Source organism: Staphylococcus sp. HMSC068C09 (assembly GCF_001813735.1).
Lineage (GTDB): Bacteria > Bacillota > Bacilli > Staphylococcales > Staphylococcaceae > Staphylococcus > Staphylococcus hominis.
Map to the genome: position 1 here is coordinate 280,739 of NZ_KV813756.1, position 15,355 is coordinate 296,093.

Annotated in this window: 13 protein-coding genes, 2 pseudogenes and 1 riboswitch; of the genes and pseudogenes, 9 read left to right on the plus strand and 6 right to left on the minus strand. The window is 30.2% G+C overall.

The genetic code is table 11. The features are described 5' to 3' along the window. Positions 1–19: 19 nt before the first annotated feature. Positions 20–1,258, plus strand: coding sequence for a phosphoribosylamine--glycine ligase (gene purD / locus HMPREF2930_RS06125; protein WP_017175764.1), 1,239 nt, complete (start codon positions 20–22; stop codon positions 1,256–1,258). 71 nt (positions 1,259–1,329) lie between these two features. Here purD and HMPREF2930_RS11235 read toward each other — a convergent pair. The 5 genes and pseudogenes from HMPREF2930_RS11235 to graF form a co-directional block, all read right to left on the minus strand. After that, positions 1,330–2,451, minus strand: a pseudogene (locus tag HMPREF2930_RS11235) (IS3 family transposase). 213 nt (positions 2,452–2,664) lie between these two features. Next, positions 2,665–3,473 (minus strand): annotated as a pseudogene (locus HMPREF2930_RS06140) (energy-coupling factor transporter transmembrane protein EcfT). Further along, on the minus strand, positions 3,466–4,869 hold the full coding sequence (locus tag HMPREF2930_RS06145) for an ABC transporter ATP-binding protein (RefSeq protein WP_017175760.1): 1,404 nt from the start codon (positions 4,867–4,869) through the stop codon (positions 3,466–3,468). Before HMPREF2930_RS06145 ends, HMPREF2930_RS06140 begins: the two are co-directional and overlap by 8 nt. Positions 4,870–4,881: 12 nt before the next feature. Next, entirely contained in the window at positions 4,882–5,457 is a 576-nt protein-coding gene (locus HMPREF2930_RS06150; protein WP_017175759.1) for an ECF transporter S component, read from the minus strand. 92 nt (positions 5,458–5,549) lie between these two features. Beyond that, positions 5,550–5,651: riboswitch (TPP riboswitch) on the minus strand. Between the two features lie 287 nt (positions 5,652–5,938). Beyond that, positions 5,939–6,058 (minus strand): glycopeptide resistance-associated protein GraF, encoded by a 120-nt coding sequence (gene graF, locus HMPREF2930_RS11640; RefSeq protein WP_002448238.1) that lies wholly within the window; start codon positions 6,056–6,058, stop codon positions 5,939–5,941. Positions 6,059–6,210: 152 nt separating this feature from the next. Here graF and auxA point away from each other — a divergent pair, with 152 nt between their 5' ends. The 5 genes from auxA to ptsP all read left to right on the plus strand — a co-directional run bounded on the left by auxA (position 6,211) and on the right by ptsP (position 11,697). Beyond that, on the plus strand, positions 6,211–7,506 hold the full coding sequence (gene auxA, locus HMPREF2930_RS06155) for a lipoteichoic acid stability factor AuxA (RefSeq protein WP_017175758.1): 1,296 nt from the start codon (positions 6,211–6,213) through the stop codon (positions 7,504–7,506). Between the two features lie 153 nt (positions 7,507–7,659). Further along, entirely contained in the window at positions 7,660–8,832 is a 1,173-nt protein-coding gene (locus HMPREF2930_RS06160) for a class I SAM-dependent rRNA methyltransferase (protein WP_017175757.1), read from the plus strand. Positions 8,833–8,897: 65 nt separating this feature from the next. Continuing rightward, positions 8,898–9,440, plus strand: a complete 543-nt coding sequence (locus tag HMPREF2930_RS06165) for a DUF697 domain-containing protein (protein WP_017175756.1) — start codon at positions 8,898–8,900, stop codon at positions 9,438–9,440. 272 nt (positions 9,441–9,712) lie between these two features. Then, entirely contained in the window at positions 9,713–9,979 is a 267-nt protein-coding gene (locus tag HMPREF2930_RS06170; protein ID WP_002448249.1) for a phosphocarrier protein HPr, read from the plus strand. 2 nt (positions 9,980–9,981) lie between these two features. After that, positions 9,982–11,697, plus strand: a complete 1,716-nt coding sequence (gene ptsP / locus HMPREF2930_RS06175) for a phosphoenolpyruvate--protein phosphotransferase (RefSeq protein ID WP_017175755.1) — start codon at positions 9,982–9,984, stop codon at positions 11,695–11,697. Between the two features lie 51 nt (positions 11,698–11,748). On the opposite strand, the gene HMPREF2930_RS06180 is transcribed toward ptsP, so the two are convergent. Then, entirely contained in the window at positions 11,749–11,982 is a 234-nt protein-coding gene (locus HMPREF2930_RS06180; RefSeq protein ID WP_017175754.1) for a glutaredoxin family protein, read from the minus strand. Between the two features lie 195 nt (positions 11,983–12,177). Between HMPREF2930_RS06180 and HMPREF2930_RS06185 the strand changes: the two genes are divergently transcribed. The 3 genes from HMPREF2930_RS06185 (at position 12,178) to HMPREF2930_RS06195 (ending at position 15,323) form a co-directional block, all read left to right on the plus strand. Then, on the plus strand, positions 12,178–13,524 hold the full coding sequence (locus tag HMPREF2930_RS06185) for a cytochrome ubiquinol oxidase subunit I (RefSeq protein WP_017175753.1): 1,347 nt from the start codon (positions 12,178–12,180) through the stop codon (positions 13,522–13,524). After that, positions 13,524–14,540 carry a cytochrome d ubiquinol oxidase subunit II gene (locus HMPREF2930_RS06190; RefSeq protein ID WP_017175752.1) on the plus strand — a complete coding sequence of 339 codons (1,017 nt, stop codon included), beginning with the start codon at positions 13,524–13,526 and terminating at the stop codon, positions 14,538–14,540. The genes HMPREF2930_RS06185 and HMPREF2930_RS06190 overlap by 1 nt, the downstream gene beginning before the upstream one ends. A gap of 123 nt (positions 14,541–14,663) precedes the next feature. Further along, on the plus strand, positions 14,664–15,323 hold the full coding sequence (locus HMPREF2930_RS06195) for a potassium channel family protein (RefSeq protein WP_002448135.1): 660 nt from the start codon (positions 14,664–14,666) through the stop codon (positions 15,321–15,323). Positions 15,324–15,355: the final 32 nt, after the last annotated feature.

Consider the following 15,355-nt stretch of genomic DNA (forward strand, 5'->3'; position numbering starts at 1 on the left):
GAATAGAGGGAGAAAAGAAATGAATGTTTTAGTTATAGGTGCAGGCGGTCGTGAACATGCATTAGTATCAAAATTACATCAGTCGCCACTTATTGAAAAACTTTATGCTATTCCTGGAAATGATGCAATGACTCATTTAGCTGAAATACACACTGAAATTGCTGAAACCGACCATAAGGCTATTTTACAATTTGTTCACCAACATCATATAGAATGGGTGATTATTGGTCCAGAACAACCATTGATAGATGGTTTATCTAATAAATTGAGAGACAATCATGTTAAAGTCTTTGGTCCTAATAAAGAAGCAGCCCAAATTGAGGGTTCTAAATCTTTTGCTAAAAGGGTAATGGAAAAATATGATATTCCAACTGCTGATTATAAAGAAATAGACAATAAAACTGAAGCACTTAATTATGTAAATGATTGCGAATTACCTATTGTAGTCAAAAAGGATGGGTTAGCTGCTGGTAAAGGCGTAATTATTGCTAATACACGAGATGAAGCAATTGAAGCGGTAGAAGTGCTATATCCACAAGAAGATGGAAAAGTTGTCTTTGAACAATTTCTTGAAGGAGAAGAATTCTCATTAATGACATTCATTAATGGTGATTATGCAGTTCCTTTTGACTGTATTGCTCAAGATCATAAACGTGCCTATGATAATGACGAAGGTCCTAATACTGGTGGGATGGGCGCTTATTGTCCTGTTCCTCATATTTCAAATGACGTTTTAGAACGTACAAACAAAGATATTGCTCAACCAATTGCTAGAGCGTTAAAAGAAGAGGGTTATGACTATTTTGGTTTACTTTATATAGGTGCAATTTTAACTAAGGAAGGTCCTAAAGTTATTGAATTTAATGCACGATTTGGTGATCCAGAAGCGCAAGTATTGTTAAGTCGTCTAGAAAGTGACTTGATGGCACAAATCGTTGCTCTAGACCGTAAAGAACCTATTCGTTTTCAATGGATTAACGATTATGTGGTAGGAGTAATGCTTGCTTCGAAAGGCTATCCTGGGTCATATGATAAAGGTGCAGAGGTTTCAGGCTTTGAATTAAATAACCATTATTTCGTTAGTGGTTTGAAAAAAGAAAATGATACATTTCTTACATCTGGCGGACGAGTTGTATTAGCCATTGGAAAAGGAAAAACTATTCAACAAGCACAAAAAGATGCTTATGGAAATGTAGAAAAAATTAAGAGTGATCAACTATTTTATCGTAAAGATATTGGAAATAAAGCACTCAAATAAACTAAAAATAATAACCCATAGATGATAGGCACTGAACCCTTAAAATGGGAACTTAATAAAAACACTATGTTCTAGGCTGCTAATTCTCTGTATTTTACAGAGGATAAGTAGCCTAGTTTTTGTTGAATTCGATTATTATTATAGTTTTTAATGTACTTTTCGACATTATCTATTACAATCTGATTAGAGCTATTAAGCTGATTATTGATGTAAAAAGTTTCAGACTTTAGCGAGGAATGGAAACTTTCTATCGAGGAGTTATCGGCAGGTGGTTTCTTTCGGGACATACTTCTGGTAATACCTTTTTCTTCGCATCATTGATAATAAGTATAAGATGTATAAACGCTGCCTTGATTACTATGTAATATACAACACTCAGGTATATCGATTTGATTTAATGTATCATTAACTAAACTTAGGTCTTGTTTATCGCCTATTTTATACGTCACAATTTCTCCGTTATAAATATCCATTATCGAAGATAAATACAATATAGAATGACCAAATAGTAAATAAGCAATATCGGTTGTTAATACTTCCATGGGCAACTCTCTTTAAATTATCTGTTTTATAATACGGTTTACCTCTCCTTGTCCTCTTTTTAGGTCTAACTCGGCAGTTCAAATGATGCTTCTGCATAATTCTTTGTACTCTCTTATGATTAATTAGTGATGTATAACATTGATTAATCAATGTTGTAATCTTACGATAACCGTAGGTATAGTGGTTAGCTTCACATAATTCAATAAATTTTTGTGTTACGGTATCATTTTTATAGGTTTTGTTTTTCCATTGGTAATATGTTGATTTAGGTATGCTTAATACTTCTAGTATCAATTTGATTGAATAGTTTATTTTTAATTGATCCACTAAATCTATGACTATTGTTGGTACCACTTCCTTTCCAATGTCTTGTACTTTTTTTAAATATCCAATTCTATATCTGTTCTCTTATTTTCTAACTTTAATTGTTCTACTTCTGACAGCTTTTCTAATCCTTTACCGTAGGTATATTGTTTACCAACGTGTTGTGAAAATCTATAACTTTCCCCATTTCGATACCATCGCTAAGTTTTCACTTGTGTTCTATTTCTAATATTTAATTCTTTCATAATTTCTTTCGTTGAAAAGCCTGTTGCTTTCATTTTAACTGCTTTATATTTTGTTTCTACTGAATAAGAAACTCTTTTCATAGAAAAAACACCTCCGTATGATTCATTTTAATATGAATTCAACGAAAGTGTGTTTATATAATTCCCACTAATTGGGGGCAGTCCAGATATTCATCTATGGGTTTTTTATAATGTTAGGGTTTAATATACGAGCAAGATAAATTTACTGTATTTTTGAAACTGTTTTTATCTTTGAACTCAATTTTTACTTTAGTTTGTCTTATGTTAGATATATTACTCTAACATTTCTGAAACACGAGCATCTTCAATACCAGTGATTGGAAAATATTGAGATAAATAAAAAGCAATAATAAGTAAAGCAATTGTCATACCAACAAAAAGAATATCTTTGTATGAGAAAGGTGCTTTATAATAATAGGTACGTGGGCCATCTTTAAATCCTTTGATTCCATAGCTACTGATAATTGATGTGCACGACGTATGTTTTGACTTAAAACTGGAATAAGTAAGTGTTTTATACGTTTAAATCCACGATAATTGGAAGCATCAATCATTTGGTAACGCATTTTTAAAGAACGTCTTAATTGGATAAATGATGTGAAAATAAGTGGTACCATACGAATAGCAGCCATAAATGCATAGGCGATTTTAGGTTTTACTTTTAAATGTTGCATTAAACTATAGAAAATCATTACAATTTGCGATGTTAATGCAATTAACACACCAAACATTGAAACAGTAATTGTTCTTAAAGATAAGTGAAGACCTCTTACAATGCTCTCAGTACTAATATGAATAATTCCCCATTCAAATAACATATGTGTACCATCACCATATAAAATCATGAATAATGATGATAGCAAGGCAAAGAGAATGGTTGCTGATAAAAATGCAGCAATGACTTTAAAAGCTGTACCATTAAAAGATAATAAAAATATAAACATTAATAAAGTAATATAAATCATGTAATCAAAATTATGCACAAAAATGATAAAAATAAATAATAAAACTCCAAGAATTAATTTCGTAATAATATTTACATCATCTACAAGTGTATGACGCTTTTTCCAACGTTCAAACATTTGATTCACCTGCCATTTCTAAAAGCTTATGATTTTCTACGACAAGTCGACGTGTTGGATAACGATGAATAATTTCAGGGTCATGCGTCACCATTACGATAGTTTGTCCTTGTTTTACACGTTCTTCAAATAGCTTAATCAATTGAAATGTATTATGACTATCAAGTCCAAATGTTGGCTCATCTAGTAAAACAATTTCAGCTTTTGAACTTAAAGCAGTTGCTACGCTTAATCGACGTTTTTGACCTGTAGATATTTCAAAAGGATGATGATGTTTAACTTTTTCTAAATGTAAAAGTTTCAAAAGATGCTCAGTTTCTTCTTTCGATTTTGCTTTATCAAGATGATTATAATGAATATTAATTTCGTCATAAACTGAATTTGTAATAAATTGAAGTTCAGGATTTTGGTATACAAGATACATATTTTGAGCAGCATCTTTAATTTTCTTCAGTAATCGCTTCTCATAAAACATTGTACCGTTGTATTTCACTAATTGCATCATAGATTCGAGTAAAGTAGTTTTACCAGCTCCATTTTTTCCAGTAATTGTAATCCATTCTCCAGGATGAATATTTAGTTCTGAAACTTCAAATAGTGTATTTTTACTACGAATTATTTGTCCGTTTTGAAATTTAAAAAGTGTATTGGAATATTGGGGAGTTAAATCTTTTCGAATAGGTGCATAATCCCAAGCATGAGGATGCCATACGCCAAATTCAGTGAGTAACGATTCACAATGTTTGAGTATGTATTCAGGTGTATTATCAGCTATAATTTCTCCATCATAGTTCATTAATATGACTCGATCTACATGATGCCAAATATGTTCCACTTTATGTTCTACAATTAATACCGTTTGATCAGTCCATAAGTGAATTAATCGTTGCCATAAGTCAGCAGTTGCTTGTACATCTAACATAGCTGTAGGTTCATCTAAAAAGAGTGTATCAGCTTTCTGTAAAATCGTTTCAACGATAGCAAGCTTTTGTTTCATACCACCACTTAAATTATTTACGAAAGTTGAATTATCCACATCTAAATCTACAGACGCAAGTGCTTTTTTAATTTGTTCATCCATGTCTTCTCTTGGCACTTTTTGATTTTCTAAGACGAAAGCTAATTCTTCGTAAACTTTTGGCATACAAAATTGTGTATCTGGGTCTTGAAAAATAACCCCGGAATTAGGATCAATGTCTAGTTCATCATATTTCATCGGTAATTCTATAAGATTAGGAACAATGCCACTAAGGACATTAAGCAATGTGCTTTTACCAGATCCTGAAGGACCTAGTAAAAGCACTTTTTCTTTATCTTTAATTTCTATATTTAGATTATCGAAAATTTTTCGATCACCATTTGGATATTTTAGACGTAAATTTTTGACTTTTAACACAATCATTTCCCCTTATAAGTTGTCGTAATCTTTTTGAGAGGCAGGACGGAATAATTTAGTTACTCCAGTTTGATCTAAGGCTTTTACAATTAAATAAGAGAGTATACCAGACAGTACAATACCACTAATAGCACGGAAAATGATGAAAAGTAGTAAGTTCCAACCCGCAACTTCGTTTAGATAGCCGTAAAAATAATCTACAGGGAAAGATACTAATGCTGTTACTAAACCAGCTAACATTGCTACCATTAAAGAACGTGATTTGTATTTAAAGATAGCAAACACAATTTCACATGCTAGACCTTGTAAAATGGCATATACTATAGTAGGAATATCAAATTTCCCCATAACAATAGTTTCACCTGCACCAGCAGCAAATTCAGCAATTAATGCAATACCTGGTTTAGGAATAATTAAGTAAGCCACAATAGCAGCCATAAACCAAATACCGTATGTAAGTTGCTCTAGATGTATACCAGCTACTTGAGCTAAATTATATGGCAACCACCATAAGTTATAAATGATTGCAAAAATAACAGCAATCAGCACCGTAACTAGAATTTCTGAAAGTTTTAAACCTTTAGACATAAAATAGTTCCTCCTAAAAAAACGCACAACCCTTCGTAGAAAAGTTGTGCGTAAATTTAAATAAAAATGCTATTGATTATTAAAAACATGATTTATTTAAGTTAACACTTTCCTACGCTAGTTTTTAACTAGATCAGGTTCAAAGGGTTTGAGGTTAAGCCTCATCTCAGTGCTATACACCCCTAGTGCATTTATATTTTATTTATTTTAAATGTATGACTTTTAATAGTAGATGTCAAGATGCTTTTAATCTATATTTAATTAAAAATAAATTATAATTAAACAGTTTACATATTTAACAATAAACAGTTTACATATTTAACAATTAAAATGTAATTAGTTCTAAAAATAATGAAAGAAAGTAGGATAGATTTATTTCCAACTCAGCCATCGATAGCCAATATATTAAAAATACCTGAGACAGCTTGTATGTCTCAGGCTTATTCATTAAATATTCTTAATGATGACATAAATAAGAAAATTAGTCTAATGTATTTTGAACATCTTGTTTAGTTTGTTCAATATCATCAGTTTTTTCTTCTTTTTGTTCTTTTAATTTTTCTTCATATTCTTTTGCTTTTTTTGCATCTTCATGTGTCATAGGACAACTCTCCTTTTTCATAGATTACTTTACAAAACTAATATACCCAATTAATAAAAGAATAAACTTCATCTCAGTCTAGAGAAGTATTTTATTTTTTATTAAAGACAAGAATAGAAAGTTCATATATAATTAATTTTGAGGTGAACTGTATGTCTTTTCTTAAGAAACACGCCGAGATTATCTATAGTTACTTGATCGGTATCGTTTCACTCTTCACAGGTCTCATTATCTTAATCAATTTGCCTTTAATCCATAAACTAAAAGATAAAGATAAAATTGATTTAAAAATACATAATATATGGGACTTTCTTAATGCATTTTTTAGTGAAATAATTAGAGTGATGAGTAGATTCATAGGCAACTTTCCAGTTGTAAGTGCAGTCATAATTATTCTATTTGGTATTCTAGTCATATTGATTGGATATACGTTATTTAGAACAACCAAATACGATTACGACATCTCAATTTTCTTTTTAGTTATTGGTATTTTATACTTCCTCATTACAATTACATTGATGACTCAAGTATATGGTTTTTGGGCAATTATATTCATTATTCCATTTGTGATTCATACAGGATATATTGTTTATAAAGATGAATTGTATCAAGAAAATAGAAAAGTTCATTATTTATGGATTATTATTTCATATGGAATAAGTTACTTGATTACTCAACTGTCATTGTATGGCAAAATCGATGCAAATGAGATTGAGCCTATTGATATTTTAAGTGTAAATACATTCTTCATCATTATGTGGTTATTAGCTCAAGCGGCAATTTGGAATTTCTTATTCTTACGCCGTGCGTTACCTTTAACAAAAGAAGAATTAGGGGAAGAAGAGCCTGAATTATCAAGAACTCAAAAAGGAAACGTTTCGACTCAATCAAAAGTTCATTTTAAACAACTTCAAGATAAAACATCAGAATATGCACGTAAGACAAGAAGAAGTGTAGATTTAGATAAAATTAGATCTAAACGCGATAAATTTAAAAGTAAATTTAAAAATATTGTAGATATAGAAGAAGATGATATTCCTAAGTGGATGAGACCTCCTAAATGGATTAAACCAGCATATGTGGAAATTTTCTGTGGTTTTATCTTATTCTTATTTACATTTATAGAATTTAATAATAGAAATGCTCTATTTGTATCTGGAGAATGGGAATTATCACAAACTCAATACGTGATTGAATGGATTACACTGTTAATATTACTCTTTATTATTATCATTTACATTGCGACGACATTTACTCATTTTTTAAGAGGCAAATTTTACTATTTACAGTTGTTTATGATTAGTATTCTATTCTTCAAATTGCTTACTGAATTTATTAATATAATGATTCATGGTCTATTACTTTCAATATTTATTACACCTACATTAATTATTATGTTAATACCTGTAATTATAGCATTTTCGTTGCAATTAAAAGAAAAACCATAATCTGAGTAAGGGAGTGGAACAGAATTCATTTTTGAATTCAGTGTTCCACTTCTTTTTTTAATTTAATATTTAGGTGAAGAATTTTAAATTTGTTAAAATAGTAGAGTAGATTACAATAGATTCGTTACAAAAATTAAAATAGGAGAAATTAAAATGAAAATAGCAACTTTAAATAAAGGCAAAGAAACTAAATATTTAAATCAATATCCTTTAGTTGAAGAAGAAGATATTTTTCAACACGATCATTTAAAAGAAGGTGACTTGTTTAATATAGTTACTGAAAATAACCAATATATTGCAACAGCTTATGTAGGACGTCAACATAAAGGATTAGGATGGGTAATCACATATAGCCAAGAAGAAGATATCAATATTACTTTCTTTGAAAATTTATTTAAAAAAGCGCTAGAAGAAAGAGAGTATTACTATAATATAGAAGGAACTAATGCTTTTAGACTATTTAACGCTGAGGGAGATGGCGTTGGAGGTTTAACTATTGATAATTACAATGGACATCTACTTATTCAATGGTATTCAAAAGGAATTTACAAGTTTCGTTATATAATTATTGAAGCAATAAAAAAAGTATTTAAATTTGAATCAGTTTTTGAAAAAATGCGCTTTAAAGATACGGAGTATACAGGAGGACATGTACTTGGAGAAACTCCGGAATTTCCAATAGTTATTGAAGAAAATTTTACATTTTACAATGTTGATTTAAACGATGGATTAATGACAGGAATATTTTTAGATCAAAAAGAAGTTCGTAAAAAATTACGTGATTATTTTGCCGAAAATAGAAGTATTTTAAATTTATTTAGTTATACGGGCGCGTTTTCAGTGGTAGCATCTAAAAATGCTAAAGTTACAACAAGTGTAGATTTAGCTAATCGTTCTCGTACATTAACTGAAGAAAATTTTGGGTTAAATGGTGTAGACCCTAAAAGTCAATATATCTATGTCATGGATACATTTGATTTTTATAATTATGCAGCACGTCATGGAAAACAATATGACACAATAGTCATTGATCCACCTAGTTTTGCGCGTAATAAAAAGAAAACTTTTTCAGTACAAAAAAATTATGATGATTTAATTAATGGTGCTTTAGATGTTTTAGCACCAGATGGTACATTGCTTCTATGTACAAATTCAAGTGCTTTTTCTTTAAAAGCATTTAAAAATGTAATTAAGAAAACATTGGAACAAGCTAACGTAGAATATGAAATAGAAGAAGTCATGGGATTACCAAAAGACTTTAAAACACATTCACATTATAAACCTTCTAAATATTTAAAAGCTGTATTCATAAATATTAAGCATTAAAGTACTGAAATAGGGTATTAAATGTATATTGAAAATATTATGAAAAACGAAAGGTGAGTCAGTAAGTGGGTATTATTAATAAAATTACAAATGGAGTTACTGATAAAGTTGGTAAAAAGGTCTTAGATATAGAAGAAATTAACGAAAAAGATATCTTACCTAAAAATGAAGAAGAAATTGCACAACGTAGAGAAAAAGCTAAAGCTGTTGTTAAGAAAAAATCTTTATTATCTTCAGGGATGAGTGTTGTGCCAATTCCAGGATTAGACTTTGGTGTAGATATCAAATTGATGAAAGATATTATTGAAGATATTAATAAAATTTATGGTCTTGATCAAAAACAAGTCAATTCTCTTGGTGAAGATGTTAAAGAACGTATTTTATCAGCAGCAGCAATTCAAGGTAGTTCAATGATTGGTGAAAAAGTAACTAGTGGTGCTTTGAAATTAATTATTAGAGATGTTGCTAAGCGTACAGCAGCAAAACAAACAAAATGGTTCCCAATAGTGGGACAAGCTGTTTCAGCTTCAATTAGTTACTACTTTATGAATAAATTAGGTCAAGATCATATAGAAAAATGTGAAAAAGTTTTACGTGATATTATTTAATTTTTTAAAAATGTAGTATAATAAAAGGGAAGAAATTTATATATAACATTAGAAAATTGACTAACATAACGCTATACCTATTATAAGTAATCAAACTTTGTTTGATTACTTATATAATGACTGCTACTTTATTAATATAAGTGTATTTTTCGATAATAATTCAATTATATAAGAATTGAATTTAGTTATATATTTTGGTAGTGTTAGGGTATGAATTTTTATGTTAGATAATAAGAAAATTAATTTTCTAACTTATGGAGGAGAAATAGATTATGGAACAAAAATCATATGTAATTGTTGACGAAACTGGAATTCATGCACGTCCAGCTACAATGTTAGTGCAAACAGCATCTAAATTTGATTCAGATATTCAATTAGAATATAACGGTAAAAAAGTAAATTTAAAATCAATTATGGGCGTTATGAGTTTAGGTGTAGGTAAAGATGCTGAAATTACTATCTATGCTGATGGAAGCGATGAACAAGATGCAATTCAAGCTATCAGTGAAGTTTTATCAAAAGAAGGTTTAACAGAGTAATTATGTCTAAATTAATTAAAGGTATTGCAGCTTCTGATGGAGTTGCAATTGCCAAAGCATATTTACTAGTAGAACCTGATTTATCATTTACAAATGAGAAAATTACTGATACTGATGCTGAAATTAAAAAGTTCAGAAATGCTTTAGAAGCTTCCAAAATTGAATTAACAAAAATTAGAAATAATGCTGAAAAATCATTAGGTGCAGATAAAGCTGCTATTTTTGATGCACATTTACTTGTACTTGATGACCCAGAATTAATTCAGCCAATTGAAGATAAAATTGCGAATGAGAAAGTCAATGCTCCAGAAGCATTAAATGAAGTTACGACTCAATTCATTACTATTTTTGAATCTATGGATAATGAATATATGAGAGAACGTGCAGCAGATATTCGTGACGTTTCTAAGCGTGTACTTGCTCATCTTTTAGGCGTGGAGTTACCAAATCCTAGTATGATTGATGAAAGTGTAGTTATTATAGGAAACGATTTAACACCATCTGATACTGCACAATTAAACAAAGAGTTTGTTCAAGGTTTTGTTACAAATATTGGTGGACGTACAAGTCATTCTGCAATTATGAGCCGTTCATTAGAAATTGCAGCCGTGGTTGGTACTAAATCGATTACTCATGAAGTAAAACAAGGAGATATGGTTATTGTTGACGGTATTACTGGTGACGTTATCATAGATCCAACTGAAGACGAACTCATTGCTTATCAAAATAAACGTGAGCGTTTCTTTGAAGATAAAAAAGAATTACAAAAACTTCGTGATGCCGAAACTGTAACTGTTGACGGTGAACATGCAGAATTAGCTGCTAATATTGGTACACCTGATGATTTATATGGTGTTATGGAAAATGGCGCTGAAGGAATTGGTCTTTATAGAACAGAATTTTTATATATGGGTAGAGATCAAATGCCAACTGAAGACGAACAATTTGAAGCGTATAAAAAAGTGTTAGAAACTATGAAAGATAAACGCGTTGTTGTACGTACTTTAGATATTGGTGGAGATAAAGAATTACCATATTTAAATTTACCTAAAGAAATGAATCCATTCTTAGGTTATCGTGCAATTCGTTTGTGCTTAGATCAACAAGACATCTTCAGAACACAATTACGTGCGTTATTACGCGCATCTGCTTATGGTAAATTAAATATTATGTTCCCAATGGTAGCCACTATTAAAGAGTTTAGAGATGCTAAAGCTATTCTTTTAGAAGAAAAAGATAAATTAACTAGCGAAGGACAAGAAGTTGCTGATGATATCGAAGTAGGTATCATGGTAGAGATTCCTTCTACTGCTGCGTTAGCTGATATCTTTGCTAAAGAAGTAGATTTCTTTAGTATAGGAACTAATGACTTAATTCAATATACTATGGCAGCTGACCGTATGTCTGAACGTGTTTCATATTTATATCAACCATATAACCCAGCAATTTTACGTTTAGTTAAACAGGTCATTGAAGCTTCTCATAAAGAAGGTAAATGGACTGGTATGTGTGGTGAAATGGCTGGCGATGAAACAGCAATTCCATTATTATTAGGTTTAGGATTAGATGAGTTCTCTATGAGTGCAACCTCTATTCTTAAAGCTAGAAGACAAATTAATGGTTTAAGTAAAAACGAAATGGCGGAATTAGCAAATCGTGCCATTAATTGTGCAACACAAGATGAAGTTAAAGAACTTGTTCATCACATTTCTAAATAATATTAAAAATACCTGAGACAACTTATGATGTCTCAGGTTCTTTTTTATGTATTACAGTTGGATATCAAATATTCTGTTGATTTTTTCTAAATCTACATGATACATAGGCTCTTCATTTAATAAGATAAATGGTGTAGAGAATGCATCATATTCTAACATTTCATTACGATAAGAAGGATACTTAATATTTTTTTCAATAAAATTAATATGATGTTCCGTTAAATAATTTTTTATAAAATTACAAGGTGGACAATCATCTTGTGTATAGATAATTATTTTAGACATAAATCATATTCTCCTTTTAATTATACTTTTCTTACTATATATAAGGTAATTAAAAAATGCAAATTTTGAATTTTATGTGAATTCCATTTAAATTATCTATTAAAAAGTAAACAAAAAAATTTTAGTTACTAATGTTTAGGTATATAATTTAAATCTATAGGCTTAAATTTTAAATTATAGAAAAGGTGGTTAAATATGAATTCTGTCGAAATTAGTCGTTTTTTGACAGGGATGACATTAGGCGTTCATATTATTTTTGCTACTATTGGAGTAGGAATGCCATTAATGTTTGCAATCGCAGAGTTTTTAGGGATCAAAAAGAAAGATCCTAAATATATAGCATTAGCAAAACGTTGGTCAAAAGGGTATACGATTACAGTTGCAGTTGGGGTTGTAACTGGAACAATTATTGGATTACAACTTTCACTTGTTTGGCCTACGTTTATGAAAATGGGTGGCCATGTTATCGCGCTTCCTCTTTTCATGGAAACATTTGCTTTCTTCTTTGAAGCAATCTTTTTAAGTATTTATCTGTATACATGGAATCGTTTTAAAAATCAATGGATACATTTTTTAATTAGTTTACCTGTTATTATTGGTGGTTCATTCTCAGCGTTCTTTATTACTTCAGTGAACTCATTTATGAATACTCCAGCAGGTTTTGAAATGAAAAAAGGTAAAATGGTGAATGTTCAACCATTTGAAGCAATGTTCAATTCTTCATTTTTAGTTAGAGCATTTCATGTTGTTGCAACAGCTGGTATGACGATGGCGTTTATTTTGGCAGCAATTGCTGCATTTAAATTATTGAAAAATAAATATAGTGAAGATGCGCCATATCATAAAAAAGCGTTAAAAATGACTATGATTCTTGGATTTATTCAAACATTATTATCAATGTTAGCGGGAGATTTGTCTGCTAAGTTTCTTCATAAAGTACAACCAGAAAAATTAGCTGCATATGAGTGGCATTTTGATACACATTCCAAAGCAGATTTAGTATTTTTTGGTGTCTTAAATGAAAACACTCAAGAAGTTTCAGGAGCTATAAAAATACCTGGATTACTGAGCTTTTTAGCTGATAATAATATTAATACTAAAGTAAAAGGTTTAAATGAATTTCCTAAAAATGATTTACCTCCATTAATCGTTCATTATTTCTTTGATTTAATGGTAGCTATGGGAATCTTTTGTTTTATCGTATCAGGCATTTTTATATTAGCATTATTGATAAAAAAACTACGTCCTATTATAACTAAAAAAGTAATGCTTTATGCAGTACTTTTAACAGGACCTGCTTCAATGCTTGCTATAGAGTTTGGTTGGTTCTTAACTGAAATGGGACGTCAACCATGGATTGTTAGAGGTTACATGCGTGTTAGCCAAGCTGCTACACAGGCAGGAGGAATTACATTAGTAACAATTTTATTCGGTTTACTTTATTTTGTACTTCTCTTTACATCTGCTTATGTATTATTGAGAATGTTTAGAAATAAACCAGCTCGCGAGGATATTGATAAAGTGATTGGAGGTCAAGAATAATGGATTATACTGGCATAGGTATTACAGTATTATGGACTTTCCTATTTTGTTATATTATCGTAGCGTCTATTGATTTTGGTGCTGGATTTTTAACTTTGCATACAAAATTAACGGGAGAAGAAAAAAAGATTAATCATCTTATAGAAAGATATTTAAATCCTGTATGGGAAGTAACAAATGTATTTTTTGTATTTTTCTTTGTAGGTTTTGTCGGATTTTTCCCAGATTCAGCTCTTTATTTAGGGACAGTGTTATTAGTTCCTGGTTCAATCGCTTTAATTCTTATTTCTATTAGAAGTAGTTTTTATGCTTTTGAACATTATGGACAAGATAATAAACTGCCTTGGATATTTTTATATGGTATTACTGGGCTTTTAATACCCGCAGCACTCGCAACTGTATTGACTATCTCAGAAGGCGGATACATTAATGAACAAGGCAATCATTTTGATTTGGATTGGGTACAATTACTATTAAGTCCTTTTGCATGGTCAGTTGTATTTTTAGCAATTGTAAGTGTGTTATATATATCATCGGGGTTTTTAACATATTATGCTTCTAAAGCAAAAGATAAAGTGGCTTATAAATTTATGCGTCAATGGTTTATGTTTTGGGGTCCACCGATGATTATTATTTCATTATTTGTATTCTTATCATTAAGAATACAAAACTCTAATCACTTTTATAATGCAATTACGCATTATTGGTGGATGTTTGCAATTAGTTTTATTTTCTTCTTAATTGCAGGAATTTTAAATATGATTAAAAAGTATCATGGTTTAGCATTTATTATGGTGATTTTACAAATGGCTTTCGCTTTTTACGGATACGGTATGAGTAAGTTACCTTATATTCTTTATCCATATATTAAAATTTCAGATTCAGGTGTAAACTCATCAATGGGCTTAGCATTAACGATCGTCTTTATTTTAGGTTTACTTTTATTACTTCCATCGTTAATATTGTTATTGAGATTATTCGTTTTTGATAAACAATATGTGGAAGGTAAAAAGTAATTTAAATTAAGAGAGGAGCTGAAATGAGAGTGATTTATATTTATAGAACTTTGAAGAAGTTTCTAGTATATAAATGAACTTATCATTTTAGCTCTTATTTTTTAGATAGGAGTTCCAGAATTCATGGAGAAAGAGTATGTAGTAATAGGATTAGGTCGTTTTGGAGGAAGTATTGTAAGAGAGTTAAACGCTTTAGATATGGATGTTATGGCTATTGATAGAGATGAAGCTCGAGTAAATGAATATAGTGAAATTGCGACACATGCTGTTGTAGCTGACACTACAGATGAAGCGGTAATGAAAAGTTTAGGTATACGAAATTTTGATCATGTCATTGTGGCAATAGGTGAGAATATTCAATCTAGTACATTAACAACTTTAATATTGAAAGAGTTAGGTGTTAAAAAAGTTACGGCCAAAGCACAAAACGATTATCATGCAAAGATTTTGAATAAAATTGGTGCAGACACTGTGGTACATCCAGAAAGAGATATGGGTCGTCGTATTGCACATAATGTAGCAAGTGCAAGTGTACTAGACTATCTCGAACTCGCAGATGAGCATTCATTAGTGGAGTTAAAAGTAAGCGAAAAATTAACTGGTCAAACAATCAGAGATTTAGATATTCGAGCACAATTCGGTATTAATATTATTGCAATAAAAAGAGGCCGAGAAATCATTGTGTCACCAGATCCAAATATGAATATTGAAATTGGAGATATTATGATAATGATTGGACACGATAATGATTTAAATCGTTTTGAGAAAAAAATAGTAAGATAAAAAAACACACGGTATTTCTTAAGAAATACCGT